This is a genomic window from Herpetosiphon sp. (assembly GCF_003512625.1).
Classification (GTDB): domain Bacteria; phylum Chloroflexota; class Chloroflexia; order Chloroflexales; family Herpetosiphonaceae; genus Herpetosiphon; species Herpetosiphon aurantiacus.
Map to the genome: position 1 here is coordinate 21,619 of NZ_DOPT01000087.1, position 22,201 is coordinate 43,819.

The window sequence follows — 22,201 nt, forward strand, 5'->3', positions numbered from 1 at the left end:
TACAAGCCTTGGCATCTCCCCCATGGGCTAGTATAAGCTAGGACTAATGGCCATACATAACGTCGAATACTGGCATAGCCTATGATATAGCAGCCTCATTCCGCTCGAAACATCGCATGTATGCCAATTTTGGAGGCGCTATGGATAGAGAACATCGCAGAGGATTTTTTCGCAGTTTATTGCTGGCAAGCCTCTTTTTGAGTGCGATTGGCCTTGCACAGCCTGTTGCAACCACCCAACCGCAATCAATGTTAGTGCAAGGTGCTGCGCTAAGCAACCAAGCTAGGGCAATTCAAGCAGTTGGCGGCACTGTCGAACGCCAATTTGCCCGCTTTGAAACCAGCGTAGCCCAATTAACCAAACCACAAATTGCTCAACTGCAAGCGCAAGGCTTGCGGGTTTTTGCCGATCAAGCGGTTGCTAGCTCAGCGCAAGGAGCTGTTGATCAGCCAATTGCTGTGCAGGCTGGCCCCAAAAGTAGCAACCCTGCGCCATTGCAATATCCATCGATTGTAACCGGCGCTGATGTGGTGCAACGCCGTGGTATCGATGGACGCGGCGTGACCGTGGCAGTGATCGATTCGGGTTTGCCAGCGATCGAACGACCTGAGCGTTGGCAGCGCATCGATAACACGACTGCTCGCTACAACCAAGGCAGCCGTTTTTTGATTTATAAAGACATGTTGGCAAGCAACCAAATTACGAATAGCAGCGACCCCTACGGCCATGGAACGCATGTATTTGCCACTTTAGCCGATAATCGCGCTTTGCCAGCAGGCTATAGCGGAGCCAAAGTCGGGATTGCCCCAGGCGCGAATTATGTGGTCGTTCGGGCCTTAAATTCGCAAGGCCAAGCCTCGTATAGCACGATTATTGCGGCGATTGATTGGGTGATTGAGCATGCTGACGAGTACGATATTCGGGTGCTGAATCTCTCGTTGCAAGCCGAAGTGATTGCGCCCTACTGGTATGATCCGCTCAATCAAGCGGTGATGCATGCTTGGAATGAGGGCATCACGGTGGTGGCAGCGGCTGGCAACACTGGCCCAAATCCTGCCACGATTATGGCTCCAGCCAACGTGCCCTATATCATCAGTGTCGGGGCAATTCGGCCTGCAATCTACAACGACAATGGCAGCGATAGTTTAGCAGCCTATTCATCGGCTGGGCCAACCGAAAGTCGTTTTGTTAAGCCCGATGTGGTGATTGCTGGCTCGCGGGTCATTGCACCCCTGCCCGCCGATAGTGTGTTAGCTAATTCTGGGTCCGCAGGTTTGGTTAGCGAACGCGCCAAACTCGAATGGGCTGATTTGAAAACCTCGCAACAGCTTAATTATTATGCCTTGAGTGGCACATCGATGGCCGCCGCCGAAGTCAGTGGAATTGTCGCCTTGTTGTTGCAAGATGAGCCAAATTTGACCAATAACCAAATTAAGGCTCGTTTGACTGGCACGGCCCAACTTGCCACTTTGGATGATGGTCAAGCCGCTTACAGCACGTGGCAACAAGGCGCAGGCAAAGTTGTGCCAACTGCGGTGATCGATGGTAGCAACACTGGCGCTGCCAACGCGGGAATGGATTTGCCGACCGACCTGATTGTGAGCAGCAACCCCGATGATACCAGCAACCATTACCAAGGCTCGACTGAGTATGATGCGGTGACCAACACTTTTACTGATAACACCACGACCTATAGCTCAACCCTTGCGACCAGCTACAGCACCTGGGCGGGGAGCTATAGTACATGGGCTGGCAGTTATCTAACATGGGCTGGTAGTTACAGCACGTGGGCTGGCAGCTACAGCACGTGGGCTGGCAGTTACAGCACGTGGGCTGGCAGTTACAGCACGTGGGCTGGCAGTTATAGCACGTGGGCTGGCAATAACGCTGCTGCGAGTGGAACCACCAATGTCAACGCTGGAAGCCTCGTGAGCGACTAAATTTCAACCATTTCGAGCGGAGCGTGGGAGCAGCGATGCTTCCACATTTTGGCATCAAAAAAATAGCGCAACAAAACGCTGGGTTGTGGTTACAACTCAGCGTTTTTACATGTATTCGCGGAGCATCGCTGGGGTATTCATCTGCTCAAATAAAATGTCAGCACGTTCTTGATGGGCTAGGGCAACCGTGTAATCGCCATTCAGGCGCTTAATCGTCGCGCCAATGATCAAGCCTAAAGCCAACAAATAATTATTGTTAACCGATAATTGCAGCAGTTGATCAATCGCCTCGCTGGCTTGGCGGCGTTGGCCGTTATAGGCTTGCAAATAGATCTGCAAGGCTTGGCTGCGAAATAGCGATTGTGGTTCATTGAGTTGTTGGGCCAGCCGCAAAGCACGAGCAGCCATCCGATTGGCGCAAGCTCGCCGACCTTCCACGAACGCGATTCGCCCAAGCATTTCGGCCAAAATTACTCGCTTGGGGTCGTAGTGGCCTAATTCACGAAAGAGCTGCTCGGCTTGGAGATAGTAGCGCCGAGCACGTGGATAATCTTGAACATAAAATGAAATCGTGCCTTGTTGAATTAATGCTGTGGCCATATGTAATTTTGCGCCAATTTGGCGGGCCAAACGAAAAGCCATTTGCGAGAATCGTAGCGCATCGTTGAGCAATCCAAGCATCAACATACAATGCGAACGATTGTTAATCGCCAAAATCTGGCCATTCAAATCGCCGATAGCTTGGGTGGTTTCTAGGCTTTGCTCGTAGTAATTGGCGGCAGCATGCCAATCGACCAGCTCCATCGCAATCACCCCAAGGTTATTGAGCGCCCGACTCATTGCTGGTAAATCGCCTAAATAGCGACTGACCGCCAAACTTTGGTTGACCAAGGCTTGGGCGGCTTTAAGGCTTCCCCGTTGCCAATAGACCCCCGCCAAACGATTGGCGGCCAGCGCTTGCAAGCCATGGTGTTGATTCAATTCGCTGATGGTCAAGGCGTTGTTGAGCAACCGCTCAGCCTGGGTCAAATTGCCGCGATGAAAGGCGATCCAGCCGGCATCGCAATCAATGCGGGCATGATCAAACAAGGCTCCATCGGCCAAAACCAAACGAGCTTGGTCTAAATGCAGCATGGCTTCGTCGTAATTGCCCTGTTTTTCATAGGTTGCCGCTAGTTGGCGCAAAATCGTGGCATGGGTCGCTTGGGTTTCTGGGTTTGGCTGAATCATGCTCATCGCTTGTTGATAGGCCATGCGAGCTTCATCGTAGCGCCCAACAAAGCTGAGCACATCGCCACGCCCATGAAACAAACTCACGGCTTGTTCGGCTGCGGGGTGATCCAACTCGCTGAGCAAGGGCATAGCTTGATCATACAAGCGCAGCGCATCGTCGTTAGCAAAACGGCTAGCTGCTCGTTGCGCCGCCAACAACAAATATTCCAACGCTTTGTGAGTCAGTTGCGAACGGCTGAAGTGATAGGCCAAGGCATCAAGATATAATTCAGGCCGTTGTTCATCGTGGGTTTCGAGTGCTAGCGCAACCTCGCCGTGCAAGTTATAGCGTTGTTGCTGCAACAGGCTGGCGTAAATTGTTTCTTGCAGCAGCAAATGACTAAATGCCCAATCATCGTGATGGTTGGCGATTGGCTGTACAAACCCTCGTTGCTGCAATTGTTGGAGTTGCTGATTGATCGGTTGCTCAGGCCGTAGTTGGCAGAGTAGTTGCTGGCTAAAACGGCGGCCAATCACCGCCGCCAGCGCCAAACTATGCGCCAAATCGTTGGGCAAACGATCGTAGCGCGAACGCATCAGCGCTTGCAGCGAAAGCGGCATTGACGGTATTTGTAGGCTATCACTGCTTTGAGCCTGAATATCAAGGCCAGCATGCAGGGCATGACGCGCTAATTCTTCTAAATAGAAGGGCACACCATCGGCTTGGCGCACCAAATGATCGATCATCACGGCTGAAGCTTGCGGCAGAATTTGTTTGATCAAGGCTTCGGCTGCTTCAGGGCTAAGCGAATTAAGTTCAAGCACTAAGCCACGTTGGCGGGCTTGCGCTAAAATCCGATTGAAGGTTTGGCGAATCTGCGGCGTTTCATCATCACGCGCTACCAAATAGAGCAGCAACGACGAAGCATCAAAGGTTTCGGCAATAAATTCGAGCAATTCCAACGATAGATCATCGGCCCATTGCACATCGTCGATCACAATTGCCATCGATTGTTGGCGGGTACAGGCTACCAATAATTCGCGAATTGCCAAAAAGACATGGCGCTTCAATTGAGCTGCGTCAAGATGTTGCACCCGCTCAACCAAACTTTGATCGATAAAATCCAGCGAGAGCAAATATTCAATGTAGGGCAGCAAATCGAGCGGCATATTGCCCAAACTATGAATCATCAATTGGATTTTATGATGAATTGTGGCGGCAGAATCGGCATGATCAATCTGGAAAAGTTGGCGAATCAGGCCTAAAAAGGCGCTATAGGGCACAATTCGAGTGGCGCTGCTACAATCGTTGGTCAATACTTTGACCTCACGGCTATGCAAATGCTGAATAATTTCGGCGGTCAGGCGGGTTTTGCCCACGCCAGCCCGGCCAGTTAGGCCAATCACGCCGCCCATGCCGTTGTGTAGTAGCTCGGTTGCGCCGATCAGATTCCGCAATTCGGCCTCGCGGCCAATCAAAGGCAAGCCAAAACTGCCATCAACGACCGCCTGGGCCAATTGTTTGCCCGCTAAAATAGCCGCAGTGATAGGTTGCTCAAAGCCTTTGAGCGCAACTGGATGCTGCTCGTTGAACATAAAACTGGTTTGTAATGATTGGGCTAAATCGCCATCGACCATAATCGTGCCAGGATCGGTTACTTGTTGCAGCCGCGCCGCCAAGTTGACTGGGCCGCCGATCACGGTCAAATCGCTGTAGCGATCAGACCCAAGCAACCCTGCAATCACTTCACCACTAGCTAAGCCGACCCGAATCTGAAATTGCACTCCAGCATGGGCAATTGTTTCGTTGTAGGCGGCTAATTCTTCAAACATGGCTAATGCGGCGTAGGCAGCTTGGGCGGCATGCGCTTCGAGCGCGACTGGCATGCCAAAAACCGCCATCAAACCATCGCCAGTAAATTTATCGATTGTACCTTCGAAGCGCCGTACCGTTTCGCCCAAGCGTCGCAAACATGGGTCGAGCAAACTATACATATGCTCAGCACCCAGCCGATTGGTCAGGTTGGTGTAGTTGCAAACATCGGCAAACAGAATTGTGACCACGCGCCGTGTTGTGGCGGCAGGAATATACTCAATCAAGCCAGTGGCGCATGTGCCGCAGAAGCGAAAGCCAGGTGGATTGGCCGCGCCACAGCTAAAACAGTGCAGCGGTAAAGGACTAGCGCAATTGCCACAAAACCGCGCACTCGGCGGGTTTTCGGCAAAATTGCAGGTTGAGCAGCACGTAGTTGTTTGAACTGTCATAAACCGATTGTTGCTCCATACGAAACGATACTGAGCCTATAGCAAAAAATCGGCCACAAGCTCAAAACGAGGGGTCAGAGGCTAGGGATCAGGGATCAGAGATAGGGTAGTAGGGAACTGCGAAGAACACAAAGAGGGAATGATGTGGCTTGGGGGTGGTTTCAATTTAAAAAAAGGCCGAGGATCTACTGATCCCCGACCTCTAGTAACTGATCCTTTGTTCTAAATTCGGCGTTGCTTGCGCTTGCGGGCTGCTTGAATGATGACAATCACTGAAATGATCACCATCACCACCAACAGACCCGCGATGGCATACAAAATCCATTCGGGCTTTGTAGGTGGTATAACTTCACGATAGATCGGGTCATCTTGGTTTTCGCCGAGGGCATCGTTGGCAATCCCCGCAGTATCGCCAGTAACCGTCGGATCTTCAACGCTGATCTGTTGGTCGTTGACGATTGCCAAGCTGCCGTTGAGCCGCGTGCGCAGGCGCGAAGTCGTCAAGGCATTGCCCGACCATTGCACGCCTTGATCGGTGCTGCCAAGCACCGCCAAAATGCTGCGCTGCTCGTTCCATGGCGAACGCATAAATTCTAAGTAACCAAGGCTCAATTCAGCTGGAATTCGATAGACCACCCGACTATTGCCAAGGGTTGGATGCTTGCTGCCTTGGGCAAACGGGGCAGGAATAATTGGCTGCAACGCTGGATCTTGCAAAATAGCATGATCAGGTGCTTGACCAACCAAAATCAAATCATGATTTGCTTGGACGCTAGCAACTTGCTCCGGATTGACCGCGCGTAATTCGACAAAAGCTGGGTCAAGGCTATCGCCCAAGGCCGTGGCGAGTTGGCCTGCGACCGTCCAACTGGCTGGATCATCGCTTGGAACAACAAAGGCCAAATTTTTCAAAGTATTGCTAATCGTCAATGGCTCAAGGAAGGTTGCTAAATTGCGCAGCACCACCGAGCGCCCACGCGTGGCCCGCACTGGAATCCCAATCATCGAATCAGCTCGTAGCGTGTACCAAATCCCCGCAAGGTTGGGATCAACACAAGGCGTATTGGGAATCAAGTTGGCGCTAATCGTGATTCGGTTGCGACCAACATTCAAGTTGCCCCGTGCAATCGGCACGCGACCGACCCCATTTTGGGCGGTGGTATCGTCGAAGCGAATCGAGCCTGCTGGGCGATCGTTGACGCGCACCATCATCGCTGAAACTGAGTAATCGAGCAGTGCCGAGTGGGCAAAATGGACTTCGATATAGCCATCGTCGTTCATTTCATAGCCGCTGGGCATATCAACATTCAGTTCAAAGGTATGCCCACCAATTCCAAACTCTGAAACCGTTTCGAAGCCAAGGCTACGGAAGCTGCGTTCGACCGTCAAGCCAGTGCTTGGCACATCGGTAATTTGCAAATTCAAGGTTTTGGTCAAGACATCGGGCGAATTAACTTCAGCGACTACAGCAATCGAAGGCTCGCTGCTAGCACGAATGTTGCCGGTGCTAAATGCCTTGGCAGCTTTGATCACGCCCTCGTCATCGTTGCCGCTGAGGGCTAAAACCACCCGTTGTTGGTTCCAAGGCGAGGTTGCCATTTGAATAATGCCATCGGCGGCTTGAGCTTCGCTCAGATTAAAGCCCTCGGCTCCACTGCCCTCAGCAAAATCCACAGCATCCAAATTTTCGAAATTGGCAGCTTGGCCCACGAAAATCAAGTGCGATTCGGTGCGCAAGGTTGGTGAAAGCACACTTTCGGCGATTAACGGCACTTGAATCCGGCTTGAGGTAATGCTGCCAACTTTCGCGGCCACAATCAAGCCTGCTTCAAGCTCGGCAGCGCTGGCGTTGTTGGGCACAATAATCGTGGCAACATCTGGCTCCAGCGGTGAATCTTGGAAGATTGGGCGGGGCAGTTGCTTAACATCGGTTGATAGCGTACCCAAGGTATGTGGCAATTTAAGCGATGAGGTTGCTCGAATGATCACGCTGGTTTGGCTATCGTTACCACAATTTAAGCCTGCATCGAGCAAAATGCCCAGAGTGTGAGCACCATCGATGCGGGTTGAGGTATAGGCGGTGGCTGAAATGGGGATGGTCACTTGGCGCGGGCCTGAACGATCTAAGAAAATTCGTTCAAGCTGCACATTGTTAAATTGCACATCCATCGAGCCAGCAAAAAACTGCACGTTTTCTTCGCTGCTGACGGCGCTGCCTGAAACGAAGGTTTCAAAATCGAGCGTAATCGCTGCGCCTGGCTCTAATTTCCAGGTATTTGGCAAGCGAATGTTGATATAACGGGCATTGAATGGCCCTTCCATCGAATCTTCGCGAGCGCCAAGCTGGGCAAAGGTCACAGTATCGCTATCGGTAACTACCGGCGTAACCGTTGCTTGGTTAAGCGGGGCTGCCGCAGTTGTTGCTGAAATAGGATTAAGGCTGGTGCGAGCAGCCTGTGAAACCATTGGCAAGCTGGCAAAAAGACCCAGCGCCACGGAAAAAAGCAGAAAAACGCGCACTAAACGAACCATGCGAACTCCTTGCGAGACAATAGGCCAGCGTAACGCACTGTTACGCTGGCAGGGTTGGTGGTACGTCGCTTATTTGCCGTACCGCTCGTACCACATGCTGAACATCAGTAAATTCCAGATTTGGCGGCTGTAATCGTGCCGCCCTGCCCAGTGATCACTCAGCATTGTTGCGATATATTGTGGGTTGAAGAAACCTTGTTCGGTCAAGGCCTCAACCGAAAGTTTTTGATTGACCAATGGCCGTAGATCGGTTTTGAGCCATTGGGGAATTGGCACGCTAAACCCAGCTTTGCGCCGCTCCAAAATTTGGGCTGGCAGCACTTTGGCGGCCACTCGCTTGAGCAGATACTTGAGCTTCATACCATTGATTTTGGTGTGGCTGGGCAATTTGGCCATCCACTCGACCAAGCGCGTATCGAGCAACGGCACGCGCACTTCGAGCGAGTGGGCCATACTCATGCGATCAACTTTGACCAGCATATCGTCGGCCAACTGCACTTTGGAATCGACATACAGCAAGCGATTGAGCACATCGTCGGCATTGTAGGCATCGTAATAGCCTTGCAAGAGATCAACCGTTGGTCGTTGCTTGGTCAAAATGGCCGAGCCAGCGTACAACTGCTCTTTCATCGATTCGCTCATAAAGGCTTTCCAAGCGGCATGGGCTGGCAACGGGGCAAGCATCCCGCCTTGCACAAAACGCTTGGCCTTGAAATCGAAGCTGACTTTGCCATCGGATGTGGGCAGCATATTGACCAAACTTGGTACTAACCCGCCGCCAATCGCTTGGGGCAAACGCCGATAGAGCGCGGCAATTTTGTCTGCTTGATAGGTGGCATAGCCACCAAACACCTCATCGCCACCATCGCCACTGAGCGCCACTTTGACATGCTGCCGCGCCAATTCGCTGACTGCATAGACCGCCACCGACGACGAATCGGCGAATGGCTCGTCAAAATACTTAACCATGGCATCAACCGTGGCCTGCGCATCAGGATTCATGATGATTTCGTGGTGATCGGTGCGGAAGCGTTCGGCGACAATTCGCGCATACGGCGATTCGTCATACGATTTTTCAGCAAAGCCTACCGAGAAGGTTTTAACTGGTTGGTTGGTGACTTCGCTCATCAAAGCCACGACCAAACTCGAATCAACCCCGCCGCTGAGAAATGCGCCCAAGGGCACATCGCTAATCAGTTGATCCTGCACAACCGTGCGCAACAGATTCAGCAAGTCGGTTTCAACGTCGTCGGTGATTTTGAAGTGCGGCGAAACCACCCGTGGAATATCCCAATATTGCTTAACTTCGACGGCATTGGTTTCAGCTTCGTAGGTCAGCATATGGCCAGGCTGAAGCTTTTTGATCGCTTTGAAAATTGTGTTTGGGCCAGGCACATAATTCAGCGAAAGATAATCGTGCAAGCCAATTGGGTCGATTTCGCGGCTGATGCCTGTATCGAGCATGGCCTTGATTTCCGAGCCAAAGACCAAGCGATCGCCTAAATTGGCATAATAGACTGGCTTGATCCCAACGTGATCGCGGGCAATCACCAAGCGCTGGCGACGGTCGTCCCAAATTGCGCAGGCAAACATGCCGTTAAGATGCTTGGGAAATTCATCGCCAATTTCTTCGTACAAATGCACGATTGTTTCAGTATCGGAGTGGGTTTCAAATTTATGGCCAGCTTTTTCCAAGCGTGGGCGCAACTCGGTAAAGTTGTAAACCTCACCGTTATAGACGATCCAGATCGAGCCATCTTCGTTGGCGATGGGCATTTTGCCGCCTGCAACGTCGATAATCGAAAGCCGGACTGAGCCAAGCCCAACTGGGCCATTGAGATAAAAGCCATTTTGATCTGGCCCGCGATGATGGATATTGTCGCACAGTGCTTCGAGCAAGGGTCGCTCGGCTGTACGGCTGCGATCAAAATAGACAATGCCACAAATACCACACATAGGATCACCTCAGTTCACCAACAACAGTCGAAGTTAGTTCGTGCGCCGCCCCACTCGCTGCCATAGCGTGGTTTGTCGTCGTCGGACAAAGCGATATAGGCCAATCAAGCCAGCCCAATTGCTATTGACTAGGAAGGTTGGAATGTAAACCACCTTGCCTAGTTTACTATTTGAGTCAACTCGGCCACCCAGCCAAGCCATGGTGTAGAACACAATTTGGAAGATTAACAACAGCCAATTGAATGGTGCTGCTAAACGTAGTAGTTTATGCGATTTTGCCTTACTTGGCGAGAGCACTGCCAGAATGTTCATCACCAAAGCGCCGACCATATTGACCGCTACCAAGGTGCGTAAGGTTTGGTGCGAGAGTAATTGCCACAAGGCGAGTGGGCGGCGGAATGGCCACAAACTACGAGCATAAGTAATGGCTTGATAGCGTCCAGCGAAAATTCGAGCGCGACGGGCAATTTCATCCTGCGCCGATTGCGAAACCCGTTCGTGTGAGCGAGCCTGGGGCGCATAGTGAATCCGAAAGCCACGGGCGATGATCCGCATGCCCATATGGGTGTCGTCGTTGATAATTTCATCGGGCGGCGACTCAAATAAATCGCTGCGAATCGCTAGCACTTCGCCAGCAACGGCGGTACAACCAGCCAATTTGCTTTCTTGCTTTTTAACGAACGATTCGTAGCGCCAATACAGCCCTTCGGATTCGCCCAAAGCGCCGTCGCCCTTTTCGATTACCTTTGCGCCAGAAACAGCGCCAACATCAGCATCGGCAAATGGTGCAACCAATTCGCGAATCACATTGGCATCATAGCGATTGTTCGCATCAGAGAAAACAATAATTTCGCCGCGCACAAATGGAATTGCCCGATTGATCGCCGCCATTTTGCCGCGCCGTGGAGCTTCATACAGCAATTCCACGCCGCGATCGGCATATTGCTGCACGATTTCGGGGGTGCGGTCGCTTGAGCCATCGGCAATAATTAATAGTTGCAGTTGCTCACGTGGATAATCCAAGGCCAACGAGTTTTCAATTTTGCGAGCGATTTCAGCCTCTTCGTTGTAGGCCGCAATCAGCAAAGTAACTGCTGGCTCAGCGTGCGGATAAGGCCCGCGCTCACGTCGAAAGCGTGCTAGTAAAGTCAACAGCGCTGGATAACCAGCATAGGTATAGATGACGCTGCCTGTAAACAGCCAAAATAACGCCGCAATCATTGAATATTCCTTAATCACTATTGATCCACGAAGGACACGAAGTGCACGAAGGTTGTAACCACGAAGAACGCGAAGATCGCGAAATTCTTGTTTTAGCCACAGATTAGCACAGATTTGTATGATTATTCTGTGATGCTAATAGCTCGACCTGACCCCCTAAGTGCTTCATCCTCTTCGTTCTCTGTGCCTCTGCGTTAAAGCAAGACTACTCTCTCCCCGACCCCTAGCTCCTGAACCCTCGCTCCTATGTTCTATGCTTTATGTTCTATGTTCTTAACGTGGCTATATTTTCATACAATCCGCGCAATTGCTTGGCAATCACGCTCAGGGCAAACTCTTGTTGCACCCGTTGGCGAGCGGCTTGGCCCATGCGTTGGCGCGAGGCTTGATCGCCCAAAACTGCCAACAAAGCTTGTTCAAGCGCTGGCTGATCGTCGGGCGGAATCACCAAGCCATGCACAGTATCGTCAATCGCATCGCGTGCACCGCCAACATCGGTGATCACGACGGCTAATTCGCTGGCCATGGCTTCGAGCATTGCCACCGAAAAACCCTCGGCAATCGATGGCAGCACGAACACATCGGCGGCTTGCAAATAGGGTGGCACATTATGCACCGCCCCGCCAAAAATCACTCCATCGCTGGTTTTGGCCTTGAGATTGGCTTCTTCTGGCCCCTGTCCCAAAATCAATAAGGTCGCATCGGGATGTTTGGCACGAATTGCTGGCCAGGCCTCAACCAAATAGCGCACCCGTTTTTCCTCAGAGAGCCGCCCAGCATACAGCGTAATTGTGCCTTCGGTTGGCAGATTGAGTTCGCGGCGTAGCGCAGTTTTGGCTTCGGCAGCGATTGGGCAATATTTTTCAGGATCAACCCCGTTGGGCACATAATGTCGCCGCTTGGCCTCAATGCCCAAAATCTGCTCAAATTCTTGATCGATTTCGCGACTGATCGTGAAAAAGGCATCGGCAGTTTTGGTGATGCGCTCCAGCCGGCCTTTGCCAAACGGACGTTGTTGCATGCGCAGCACATCTCCCAGTGGCCCTGAACGATGGGCGGTCACGGCGTAGGGCAGACCCAAGGCTTGTTTGGCCGCAATCGCCGTGGTGGCAGGCGAAAACATTTCGTGAGCATGGACCAAATTTGGCTTCAAACGCCAAAGCAAGGGAATCGCTGCTGCGGTGAAAACCAAGGCCGCAGTTGGCACAGGCCCAGGAATTGGCAAGCGATGGACTGGCACATTGTCGATTATCTCGAAGGGCTTGAAACCTGCATACCGTCGTGTCAGCACGCTAATTGCCACGCCTTCAGCGGCCAAAAAAGGAGCCAAAGCCGCAAGCTGGCGTTCAGCGCCGCCGATGCGCGGAAAATAGCCTTGGATGATCATGGCTACGTGTAACGTGTCGTTCATGCCGAGACAGCCTCGCGCTGGTCAACGCCCTCGTGGGCGGCGGTATACAAACTTAATAATTGATCAACCCACGCGCTAGGGCTATGGTATTGCTCGATAATTTGTTGAGCAGCCTGTTGCATCGCCTGGATCTGGCTTGGCTCGCTCAAAACTTGATTAATTGCAGCAGCTAAGGCTTGATGATCATGCGGCGCAACCGTAATGCCCGCTTGTTCGCGAACCACATGCGGCACGTCGCCAACTTTGGTGGCAATAATCGGCAAGCCTGCGGCCATGGCTTCGAGCACGGCGATCGGCAATCCTTCGTTGGCTGACGAATTGACAAACAAATCGGCGCTACGCAATAGCACTGGAATATCATCGCGTGCGCCAAGCAAATTGACCACTGCAGGCAATTGGTGTGCGTTAATTTTGGCTTCGATTTTGGGTCGTTGATCGCCTTCGCCCGCCAAAACGAGCCGCGCCTGGGGATGTTGAGCATGCACCAAGGCAAAGGCATCGATCAAGGTTGGCAGATCTTTGATTGCCGCAAAACGCCCAACGTTGATCAACATGGTCAAATTTGGGTCGCCCAACACTGCTTCGCGCGTGGTTTGGCGTTGCTCAGGGCTAATTTCTGGCACGGCTACCACGGCATTATGCACCACATGCAGCTGGCGATTGGGCATAATTGGCTGGTAGGCATCGCGAGTGGTATAGCCAACAGCGATAATTTGCTGCGCCAAACGCTGTACCACTTGGGCCTCAAACTGCTGTTGGCGATTGGCAATTGATGGATCGAAGCCCGCTAAGTGCATCGTCGCCACCACAGGAATATTAGCCAAACGGGCTGCCAAAATACCTACGACATTGCCATAGGTCAAATGGGTATGCACCACACTGACCTGATTGCGCCGCAGCCAACGGGTTAATTGCCAGATTCGTTTAGGGGCCAGCATTTTGGGCGCAGCCAAACGCAGCACTTCAACGCCCAAACCATTCAGCCGTTCAACCAAGTTGCTGCCGCGATCTTCATCCTTGAGACAAACAACGCTGGTTTTGATCCCACGGCGTTGGGCTTCGATCGCGAAGGTTACCAGCAATTGTTGTGCTCCACCACGATAGAGCGAATCGATCACCTGAACAACGTGCATATTATCTCCGTGCCACCGCACCACGTAAGGTTTGGCCTGCTTGGGTCAGAACTTCGCGCTGACCAAACCACAAAGTTCCAGCATAGGAGCCGATGCCCACCACGACTGCCGCCAAGAGTTGCAGCCATGCAGGAGTGTTTTGCAAGGCCAGCAGGGTCAAAATCAAACAAGTACTCATCACCGTGCCAGCAATTATGGCTGGTTGGAAGGCGCTCAAAATTCGGCGAATCGGCATGTTCAGCACTTTGGCGGCAACCACCAAATTAAGTGTGCTGCCCAAAAATGCCACAATTGCATGGGTAATGCCGACTGCCTGCAACGATTTGAACTGGGCAGCGGCAAACCATAACGCCGGAACTAACACAATTAAACGAGCGATTGAAAGCTTGGTCAAAATGCTGGTGCGATTTTGCGCCTTGTAGACATCACCAACGTTGTAGCCCAGCGAAAGAAACAGGGTGTAAATGGCAATTGTGCGCATAATCGGCACAGTTTCAATCCATTTTACGCTTAGCAAGGTCAAAACAAACGGCTCAGCCGTAATTGCAATTCCCAATGAAAGCGGCACAGTCACTAAGGCGACATACCGCGAGGCAATAAAAAAGCCCTGTTGCAACCCAGCAGGATCATCGCGCAAACGACTGTACAAGGGATACAGCACATTGGCCAAGGCAATACAAACTTGCATCACCATCAGGTCAGGGAAGCGAAAGCCATTGGTATAAATACCTAAGTTTGCATCGCCAAGATAGCGTCCAACTAGCAGATAATCGGTTTGCGCCAACATGACAGCCAAACCATTGACTGCCACGATATTGCTACCAAAGCTCAACAGCGGCTTGATCACGGCTCGATCAATCTTGAAGTTAGGTCGCCATGGATTGACCATCCAATAGGCAATCACGCCACAGGCCGAGCCACCCAATTGGCCCCAAACCAAGCTCCAAGCGCCCATGCCCGCCAAGGCACAGCCAATCGAAATTGCGCCTTTGCTGCTGACCTGAATCAGATCGGGAATAAAGCGTTTTTTGAATTGCATGCGTTTGCGCAACAAGGCATCGTGAATATTGCGCATGGCAAACAAGGGAAAGCTCAAGCCCAAGGCCCGAATAATCGGAATCACATCAGGATTATTTTGCAAGAAATAGGTGGCAACTAAGGGTGCTGCCAACCAAGTTATGCTAAAGAGCGTCAAGGCGATTCCACAGCCAAGCCAAAAAGCGGTGTTAGCAGCATCCTCGCCTTCGCGATAAATTACTGCCGAGCCGATCCCTAGATCTTGCATCACCTCAAGAAAGGCGATAACCGTCAAGCCCATGCCGACCAAGCCGTATTCAGCTTTGGTCACGAAATAAGCCAGAATCACCGTGGTGATAAAGATCAGAATTTTGCCGCCATAGGTGGCGGCATACGACCATAATGTATTACGAGCCGCACTCTGGACAATCGTTTCAGGCTGTTTCGCCATTTGGTAGCGCCTCGCGATACTCTTCATAAGCTTTATTGGCAACATTGGGAATTGCATAGGCGATGGCGATCAAAATCCAGAAAAAGCGTGGGTAGGATAGTTGCAGGAAGATCCCGGCAAACATATAGCCAACCAACCCAGCCTGGAAACCAAAGATCAGACCATCGAAATCGCCCATATTGATTTCGCGAAACTTTTTACGTGCTCGGTTCATATCGCGGAACAGCACCCACATCATTGCGCTAAAGACCGAAAGCCCAAATAAGCCTTTTTCGGTCAGAATTTCAAGGTACATGTTGTGCGGCGCTTGGTCCCAACGGCTGTTATCAAGTCCTAGATCACGGGCATATTCTTGATAGTGATTGCCAAAATTGCCCACACCTAAGCCAAAAACTGGGTTAGCCCAGAACATGCGTAAACCCGCTTGTTGGGCGCTCGAACGGCCACGGAACGAAGCCTCGTTGCGCACATCTTCTTGAGCTAAGCCGGGAATTGCCTCGGGAATCGTTTCGAGCCGCGCGATATACGAAGCTGGCAAGGTCGGGATGATTACAAAACCCAAAGCGATGATAATGATCACCGAAAGCGGCTTGGGTGGTCGGCGCACAAACATAATTAAGCTGGCAATCGAGAGCGAGAGAAATGCCCCACGACTGAACGAGAAGAAAATTGAGGCCATACAAACGCTCAATTGCCAAATTGCAAACCAGCGTAATTTTTTGTTCTTCTCATTCCACATGCGATCCATGCCCAGTGGAATTAGGGTCAAGAGCACTTGTGAATAGAAATTAGGGTCGCCGATTGGCCCAGCAATCCGATAATCATCCTCAACGCCTGAGACGATTTGCATTTTGCCAGCTTTGGCAAAGCCCAAATAATCGTTCTCGAACGTACCAGTTAATTGCTGCCAGGTGGTAATCGAAGCCATAAAAATGCCAGCGAACAAGAGCGCCCACATCGAACGATGCAGCATCTTGGGCGAACGCATCATCATCACCACCACGATCACGATAATCGCATCTTTGAAGTAGGTGATGACCCCATTCTTAACTCGCATGACATCATCAGCATAGAGAAATGTGGCGACCCCAACCATGCCATAGACAAAGATCCAGGCGGCGGGCTTGAGCCAAGGCTCGGGTTTTTGGTTGTAGAGTGCCCAGCGCAAGAAAATAATTAAAAAGAGCAACGCTAAAAATGGTTGGGCGGTTGAGGGCGCTCCGTTGCGCACCATCACATCGGAAAAACGGGTGTAGCTCATGAACACCAGTGCCAGCAAGCCCCATTCGCTATTGCGCATTGTGACCATGGCTGCACCAGCGCCACCAAACAGCAGCACTAATTTCAAGGGGTTATCGAAAAATGCCAAGGCGGCGGCAACCCCAGCGCCCCCAGCGATCGCTAAAAAAGCAAAGGCAAATTTCATCCATTTGCTGTTAAAAACATCTGGTTGGCTGGTTGGCTCTTCTTGCGGTGTGTTGGCCAGCATAACGACCTCATGGCTGCACGGCATGAATTGCATGCCGTGCAGGTTGGTTTAATTTAGGCAGGTTGTTCAACGGCTGAGAAGAGCACATTCTTTTCGCCACTGCGATACGAGCGGGTCAAGGCCGATTCAGCTTCTTCGACTAATTGGGCATAAGCCATATTGTTGCGACGGGTGGCTCCACCAGCATAGGGCGTGAGTTTGACCACCACGTCATCGATCCCAGTTTCGACTGGCTGATCAAGCGCGTTCAAAATCCGATCAAGCGTGCGCGTGGCGGCAATTTCGGGGGTTTCGGGCAACAAAATCGAGAAGGTCGTGTTATCCCAACGGCCCACAATATCGTTGCCGCGTAGTTCGTTGCGCAACACATTTTTGGCATGGCGCAACACCCGCTGCACAACTGGCGCAGGCATACTATCGATCACATCTTGCATGCCATCGAGATAGACCAAACCCAACGAGGCGATCGAGCTGCGACCCAGCGCTTCCTTGGATTGTTGGTCGAAGTGGCGGCGGGTAAAGGCGGTCGAAACGGCATCGACGGTGCTGCGGCGACGCAGTGCTTCCAACGGCGTTTTGAGTTGCTCTTGCACAATCGCGATAATTGCACCAACAACTGCACCCAAAATCAAGGCCAAGGTCGTGTCACGAACTGGCTGCGGGCTTTGGGGGGTTGATGAGGGCAAGGCTGGGTCAAGTACGGTTAGGCTATAGCTGGGATATTTTTGATCAACAAAATCAATGGTGCGTTGAGCCAAACTATTGGCTAACAAGGCAGTGGTTGGCGCATCAGGCCCATCAACATAGACTTCCAAAACGTTGGCTTCAGGAACTGTCACCGCATTGTTTTTGTAGCGCAAAACTTCGGCTGGCGGCAGATTAAGCACCGAGCCAGTTTCCTTGAACGGGCTGCCGCTATTCAGAATTTCGGCAATCGTATTGACGATTGTACGATTTTGCAAGGTGGTAACGCTATATAACTCTTGGCCGCTATCAACCCGTGCCAAGTTGGGGCTGAGCAACAGGCGCGTGCGCGTGCGATACTCAGGCTCAGTTACATAAGCGCGGGCCAGCGCCAAAGTTGACCCAGTTAATGCTGCCAGAGCGATCAGCCACCAGCCGCGCCCTAACATTCGAAGATAATGACGAAATTCCATAGCAACGGTTCCTTTGTTGCAGCGCCGACTGCTGGCTAGGCCATGCGCTGCGTTGGTTGAATAGTTGAAAGAATAGCAGCCCGAATGCGATCGCCAACGCGATCCCAAGTAAATTCACGATGGGCTAATTGGTAGCCAGCTTCACCAAATTCACGGCATCGTTCAGGGTGATCCAATAAATCACTTAAATAATTGGTCAGGCCATCAACGTCACCTGGTTCAATTAGATAGCCAGTTTGGCCGTGCAGCACGCGGTCGGGCAGGCCGCCACTGTTGGCCGAAATAATGGGAAGTTTATACATAGCCGCTTCAGTGAAGGCGATCCCAGCTGGCTCGATGCGGCTGGGCATGCAAAAAATAGTTGCCTCACGAAAATACTGAACAACTTGTTCACGCGGCACTCGCCCAATCACCTGACAATTGGGCAGATCAAGCTCAGGCGAACATCCCACAATCGTTAATGTAGCGTCGGGATGTTTGGCTTGGATGCGTTTAAACGCTTCGGCGACTTCTGGCCCGCCTTTGCGCTCCCATTCTACTCCAACAAATAAGATCCGTTTGGCGGCATATGCTTTGTTGGTTGGTGGGTCTATTTTAACATTAATACCTGTATATACGCATTCAGCCTTTTCAGCCGGATAATCATAGTCCTCGATCGCTGAAGTTCGGGCAAAATTGCTGGCAAAAAAGATTTTGCTGGCGTTGCGATAGATCTCTGGCTCAATCGCTGAACGCCATTCGGCTGAATATTGAATTCTGCTAGGATCGAATAATTTGTAGCGCCAGTTGGCTCGCAAGGTATGGTCGGTATAAATAAAATGGGGCATGCCCGCCACACTCGCATCAAAATTGGTCTGAGTTTGAAAGGTAAAGGCATATTCGCGCGGGTTGAAACGCTGTTGCACCAGCTTTTTAATCTGTTTGCCAATCCAACGGGTGACGAATAAATGCGGATTAGGCTGCTTATGACCAGCCAAAATGTCGCGACCATATTCTTTATACACGGCTGCCATCGCCAAGAGATAAAGATGCGGATTGTATTTGAGCCAATCCTTAAAATCGAAAACCTCAAGCGAGTATTCAGGGAATACCCGCTTAAATTGAGCGATCAGATTGGGATTGATAAATGAAAAATCGCGAATTTTAAGAAAAGCAATCTTCTGGGGCATTACAGCTGCTCCTGAGCATTAGGCATTGCGTTGAATTGGCCGTTGCAAAGCGGGATTCACGGCGAGTAACGTTTCAGAAAGTTTTTCGACGCAAGTTACTAAGTTGAAGTCGCGTTGGACCAGTTCGCGGCCACGAGCAGCGTAACTAGCGGCTTCCTCAGGATGATCGCGTACATACAGCAGTTGTTCGGCTAGGGCTGCGGCATTGGCGGGGGGCACAAGATAGCCTGTTTCGCCGTGGCGCACCAATTCAGGAATGCCCGACATGCGCGAGGCCACGACTGGCAACTCACAGGCCAAGGCTTCCATCAACGAAACCGGAATGCCTTCCATTTTGCCTGAGGGCGTGATAATGCTAGCTTGAACATAGCAATCAGCGGTAGCAAGCAGCTCGCGCACGGCGGTTTCTGGCTGCGGGCCAAGCAATTCGACCATCCCAGTTAATTGTTTTTCGGCAATCAATTGCTCAAGCATTGGGCGATCTTCGCCGCCACCAATAATGCGGCAACGAAAGGCGATCCCACGATCACGCAAGAAACTACAGGCCTGAATCAAGAAGGGGTGGCCTTTGTAATCTTGCAAACTGCCGGTGGTCAAAATTTCAAAGCGTTCGCCAGCTGGCTTGGGTTGCGGTTGATAGCGCTCAGGGCGAATGCCACAATGCACAATATGAATCCGATCGCGTACCCATTCGCCTAATTTTTCAACCAAAAATTCGCGGTGAAACTCGGCGATTGCCATAATGGCGCTGGCTCCACGGGCTTTGGTCGGCAGCATCGCCCGATTGACAAAAATATCGTGGCCATGGACGGTGAAAGAATAGGGAATACCCGTTAGGCGATTGATAATCCACGCAGCAAAGGCAGGATAGGTGGCGTAATGGCAATGGATATGGGCAATCTGCTGGGCCTGCATATGCTTAGCCAAGGTGATTGCTTTAGGAATTAATGCCAATTTACGGACTAATTCGCTAGGAGTTGTGGCACTTTCGGCTAGCGTTTTAGCAACGATGCCACCTGTTTTGAGAGGTTGTTTGGCCAAACGCTGTAACGAACTCAGGGCAACATGCGGCGAGATAAATGGCTGCGGTTGAGCCAGCGGAATCCAGCGCTTGGCCTCATCGTGGACGACCGCTTGTTGCTGCAACATCAACGGAAACAGCTTAACATCCCAGCCAAGCCGTTCCATTTCAAGCATTTCACGCAGAATAAAGGTTTCCGACAGATGCGGAAACCGTGACATCATGTAAGCGATTGGTTGTGCCACTAATGTGCACCCCGCTGTTTCAACACGGCAGGAATCGTGCGGAACAGAATTTGAATATCGAGCCACAGGCAGCGACGTTCGATATAGGCAATATCCAAGAGCAAGCGATCATGAAATTCGGTGCTAGCGCGACCAAACAACTGCCATAGCCCAGTTAGCCCTGGCTGAACATCGAGGCGTTCAGTTTGCCATAAGTCGTAAGTGTGAGCGCCAAATGAGGTTGGGCGTGGGCCGACGAGGCTCATCTCGCCTTTGATCACATTCAACAATTGGGGTAATTCATCGAGGCTGGTTTTGCGCAAGAATTTGCCAACCTTGGTAATGCGAGGATCATTGCTAATTTTAAAATCAGGCCATTGCAATTCGTTGAGGTGCATCAACTGCTTTTTCATTTCCTCGGCGTTGGGCACCATTGTGCGAAATTTATACATTCGGAAGGTTCGGCCACCTTGGCCAGTGCGTTTTTGGGTAAACATAATCGGCCCGTTGGGCGAATCGATTTTGATCAAAATGGCAGCAAAAAGGGCATTGCCATTAATAAAATCAACAAATCCATCATTCGTTTGCTCGCCAAATAGATTTTACGAGCCATTGGCGAGCGATTGGGTTGAATTTGAAACAGCCAGGCATAGGCTGGGTTTTCACGATAGTTGAGTGAAGAAGCCATGACGGTTCCTTTCTGCACGATGCATGAACGGCGCTTTAAACCTCAGTCTGAACGGTCGAGCGTGTGTCTTGTGGTTTTACCCCTTTGAGTTGGCGCAACGCACGGGTATCGGCCTCGCGGATCAACTCGTCAAATGTCAGGGCATCGTCGGGAAATGATGCAATTCCACACAACACATCTACACCCAGCCTCTCGGACGCAGCAGCCTTGATGCGTTCCGCAAACGAAACAGAATTAGCAGCATTGGTTTCGGGACTCATCACGATAAATTGGTTTGAGCTTGGTTGCTCAAAAATCATGTCGGTTCGGCGCATAACATCGGCGACAACGCGGGTTAAACTGGTTACGACATAGCGCGTCATCATGGATTTTTGCACTTCTTCGACACTGCGATGAATCGCCAGATTGACTGATTGGGGATCGGGCTTGATCACCAGCACACTCATTGGGCGACGATGGCGACGACTCCGCACCATCTCAGTTTGAATTTCATCGTTGGAATCGTTGAGCGGGCGGATTTGGCGATTAACTTGCGGCAAGGTGATGTTGATCACAGCTTGCTCGAAATCGTAAAGATCGATGGCAACCTGGTGGGCAAAGCGAACACCAACCAATAAGAACACCAATTCAGTTAACGACAAGTAAATATCGACCCCAACAAACGAAACATCATTGAAAAATGCTAAACGAATAATTGCGTAGATCGCGCCCCAGTAGGTGAGGGCCACCAAAAGCCGACGTTGCCGAAAAAATGGCAGCACAATAGTCGTAAGGATTGCTGCCAACCCGAGCACATACACAAATGAACGTAGGTCAATAACATTCTCGCCCTGGAAGTCCAGCCGCTCGATGTTGAAAAACGCAGCAAGATAGAGAACGAGCGCAATAATTGATCGACGCAGGTACTTCATGGTGGCTTACTTTCTGGCTATAGGTGCCACACTACACCAAAATTGAACACTGAGCTAAGCTTCCGCCGCATCGGATTCCAACGAGGATCGGGCCCAAATTGAATACTTAGCGCTACTTACAATAGTACGGTGTCTTTGGTCGTGTGCCAACTGAATATTCTAAAGCGTGGGTACTAAATTTTTGATAGTACTTAAGCTTAACCATATCAAGAGAAAGGACTACCTACCAATGGTCGTCTACTACTTTGGCCTCTGACACTAAAAGTGTCAAGGGTGACTTTTGTCCTAAAAAAAATTAAGTATCCAATAAAAAAGCGATGCACTTGCTCTGGCATCGCTGCTTTCTGACACATCGCTATCTTCTAGGACACCATTGGCTGTAGTTGTTTCTGGCCATCGCCAGT

At 51.2% G+C, this 22,201-nt stretch carries 15 protein-coding genes; 1 reads left to right on the forward strand and 14 read right to left on the reverse strand.

All coding sequences use genetic code 11. The features are described from left to right. The first annotated feature begins 140 nt into the window (after window positions 1-140). Window positions 141-1,940 (forward strand): S8 family peptidase, encoded by a 1,800-nt coding sequence (locus DEF47_RS18290; RefSeq protein WP_012191118.1) that lies wholly within the window; start codon window positions 141-143, stop codon window positions 1,938-1,940. Between the two features lie 105 nt (window positions 1,941-2,045). Here the strand turns inward: DEF47_RS18290 and DEF47_RS18295 are convergent, their stop codons facing one another. From DEF47_RS18295 to DEF47_RS18360, 14 genes are all read right to left on the reverse strand, one after another. Next, a complete protein-coding gene (locus DEF47_RS18295) occupies window positions 2,046-5,417 on the reverse strand; it encodes an ATP-binding protein (RefSeq protein WP_012191117.1) in 3,372 nt (1,123 codons plus the stop codon). Window positions 5,418-5,639: 222 nt separating this feature from the next. Then, window positions 5,640-7,949, reverse strand: coding sequence for a cellulose biosynthesis cyclic di-GMP-binding regulatory protein BcsB (locus DEF47_RS18300; RefSeq protein WP_012191116.1), 2,310 nt, complete (start codon window positions 7,947-7,949; stop codon window positions 5,640-5,642). Between the two features lie 69 nt (window positions 7,950-8,018). Further along, on the reverse strand, window positions 8,019-9,905 hold the full coding sequence (gene asnB / locus DEF47_RS18305) for an asparagine synthase (glutamine-hydrolyzing) (RefSeq protein ID WP_012191115.1): 1,887 nt from the start codon (window positions 9,903-9,905) through the stop codon (window positions 8,019-8,021). A gap of 33 nt (window positions 9,906-9,938) precedes the next feature. Next, a complete protein-coding gene (locus tag DEF47_RS18310) occupies window positions 9,939-11,126 on the reverse strand; it encodes a glycosyltransferase family 2 protein (RefSeq protein ID WP_012191114.1) in 1,188 nt (395 codons plus the stop codon). Window positions 11,127-11,391: 265 nt separating this feature from the next. Beyond that, window positions 11,392-12,537 (reverse strand): glycosyltransferase family 4 protein, encoded by a 1,146-nt coding sequence (locus DEF47_RS18315; protein ID WP_012191113.1) that lies wholly within the window; start codon window positions 12,535-12,537, stop codon window positions 11,392-11,394. Continuing rightward, a complete protein-coding gene (locus DEF47_RS18320) occupies window positions 12,534-13,670 on the reverse strand; it encodes a glycosyltransferase (protein WP_012191112.1) in 1,137 nt (378 codons plus the stop codon). Before DEF47_RS18320 ends, DEF47_RS18315 begins: the two co-directional genes overlap by 4 nt. A 1-nt stretch (window position 13,671) precedes the next feature. Next, entirely contained in the window at window positions 13,672-15,138 is a 1,467-nt protein-coding gene (locus tag DEF47_RS18325) for a lipopolysaccharide biosynthesis protein (RefSeq protein WP_012191111.1), read from the reverse strand. Beyond that, window positions 15,122-16,627: an O-antigen ligase family protein gene (locus DEF47_RS18330; protein WP_012191110.1), complete on the reverse strand. Its 1,506-nt coding sequence runs from the start codon at window positions 16,625-16,627 to the stop codon at window positions 15,122-15,124. The genes DEF47_RS18325 and DEF47_RS18330 overlap by 17 nt, the downstream gene beginning before the upstream one ends. Before the next feature lie 53 nt (window positions 16,628-16,680). After that, complete coding sequence (locus DEF47_RS18335) at window positions 16,681-17,784, reverse strand: YveK family protein (RefSeq protein ID WP_012191109.1); 1,104 nt, start codon at window positions 17,782-17,784, stop codon at window positions 16,681-16,683. Window positions 17,785-17,819: 35 nt separating this feature from the next. After that, window positions 17,820-18,953: a glycosyltransferase family 4 protein gene (locus DEF47_RS18340; protein ID WP_012191108.1), complete on the reverse strand. Its 1,134-nt coding sequence runs from the start codon at window positions 18,951-18,953 to the stop codon at window positions 17,820-17,822. An 18-nt stretch (window positions 18,954-18,971) separates the two neighbouring features. Beyond that, window positions 18,972-20,219 (reverse strand): glycosyltransferase, encoded by a 1,248-nt coding sequence (locus DEF47_RS18345; protein ID WP_012191107.1) that lies wholly within the window; start codon window positions 20,217-20,219, stop codon window positions 18,972-18,974. Further along, window positions 20,219-20,695: a sugar transferase gene (locus DEF47_RS18350; protein WP_012191106.1), complete on the reverse strand. Its 477-nt coding sequence runs from the start codon at window positions 20,693-20,695 to the stop codon at window positions 20,219-20,221. Before DEF47_RS18350 ends, DEF47_RS18345 begins: the two co-directional genes overlap by 1 nt. A gap of 29 nt (window positions 20,696-20,724) precedes the next feature. Continuing rightward, the gene (locus tag DEF47_RS18355; RefSeq protein ID WP_287045279.1) at window positions 20,725-20,886 is read right to left on the reverse strand and encodes a hypothetical protein; all 162 of its coding nucleotides are present in this window, start codon (window positions 20,884-20,886) and stop codon (window positions 20,725-20,727) included. Between the two features lie 35 nt (window positions 20,887-20,921). Beyond that, window positions 20,922-21,797, reverse strand: a complete 876-nt coding sequence (locus tag DEF47_RS18360; RefSeq protein WP_012191105.1) for a nucleotidyl cyclase domain-containing protein — start codon at window positions 21,795-21,797, stop codon at window positions 20,922-20,924. Between the last annotated feature and the right edge of the window lie 404 nt (window positions 21,798-22,201).

What these genes read in the sequence shown, in the direction of transcription:
- asnB (WP_012191115.1), bottom strand. Translation starts at nt 9,905, where the DNA reads ATGTGTGGTATTTGTGGCATTGTCTATTTTGATCGCAGCCGTACAGCC.
- DEF47_RS18315 (WP_012191113.1), bottom strand. Translation starts at nt 12,537, where the DNA reads ATGAACGACACGTTACACGTAGCCATGATCATCCAAGGCTATTTTCCG.
- DEF47_RS18335 (WP_012191109.1), bottom strand. Translation starts at nt 17,784, where the DNA reads ATGGAATTTCGTCATTATCTTCGAATGTTAGGGCGCGGCTGGTGGCTG.
- DEF47_RS18300 (WP_012191116.1), bottom strand. Translation starts at nt 7,949, where the DNA reads ATGGTTCGTTTAGTGCGCGTTTTTCTGCTTTTTTCCGTGGCGCTGGGT.
- DEF47_RS18310 (WP_012191114.1), bottom strand. Translation starts at nt 11,126, where the DNA reads ATGATTGCGGCGTTATTTTGGCTGTTTACAGGCAGCGTCATCTATACC.
- DEF47_RS18295 (WP_012191117.1), bottom strand. Translation starts at nt 5,417, where the DNA reads ATGACAGTTCAAACAACTACGTGCTGCTCAACCTGCAATTTTGCCGAA.
- DEF47_RS18330 (WP_012191110.1), bottom strand. Translation starts at nt 16,627, where the DNA reads ATGCTGGCCAACACACCGCAAGAAGAGCCAACCAGCCAACCAGATGTT.
- DEF47_RS18325 (WP_012191111.1), bottom strand. Translation starts at nt 15,138, where the DNA reads ATGGCGAAACAGCCTGAAACGATTGTCCAGAGTGCGGCTCGTAATACA.
- DEF47_RS18320 (WP_012191112.1), bottom strand. Translation starts at nt 13,670, where the DNA reads ATGCACGTTGTTCAGGTGATCGATTCGCTCTATCGTGGTGGAGCACAA.
- DEF47_RS18360 (WP_012191105.1), bottom strand. Translation starts at nt 21,797, where the DNA reads ATGAAGTACCTGCGTCGATCAATTATTGCGCTCGTTCTCTATCTTGCT.
- DEF47_RS18355 (WP_287045279.1), bottom strand. Translation starts at nt 20,886, where the DNA reads ATGGCTTCTTCACTCAACTATCGTGAAAACCCAGCCTATGCCTGGCTG.
- DEF47_RS18290 (WP_012191118.1), top strand. Translation starts at nt 141, where the DNA reads ATGGATAGAGAACATCGCAGAGGATTTTTTCGCAGTTTATTGCTGGCA.
- DEF47_RS18350 (WP_012191106.1), bottom strand. Translation starts at nt 20,695, where the DNA reads ATGTTTACCCAAAAACGCACTGGCCAAGGTGGCCGAACCTTCCGAATG.
- DEF47_RS18340 (WP_012191108.1), bottom strand. Translation starts at nt 18,953, where the DNA reads ATGCCCCAGAAGATTGCTTTTCTTAAAATTCGCGATTTTTCATTTATC.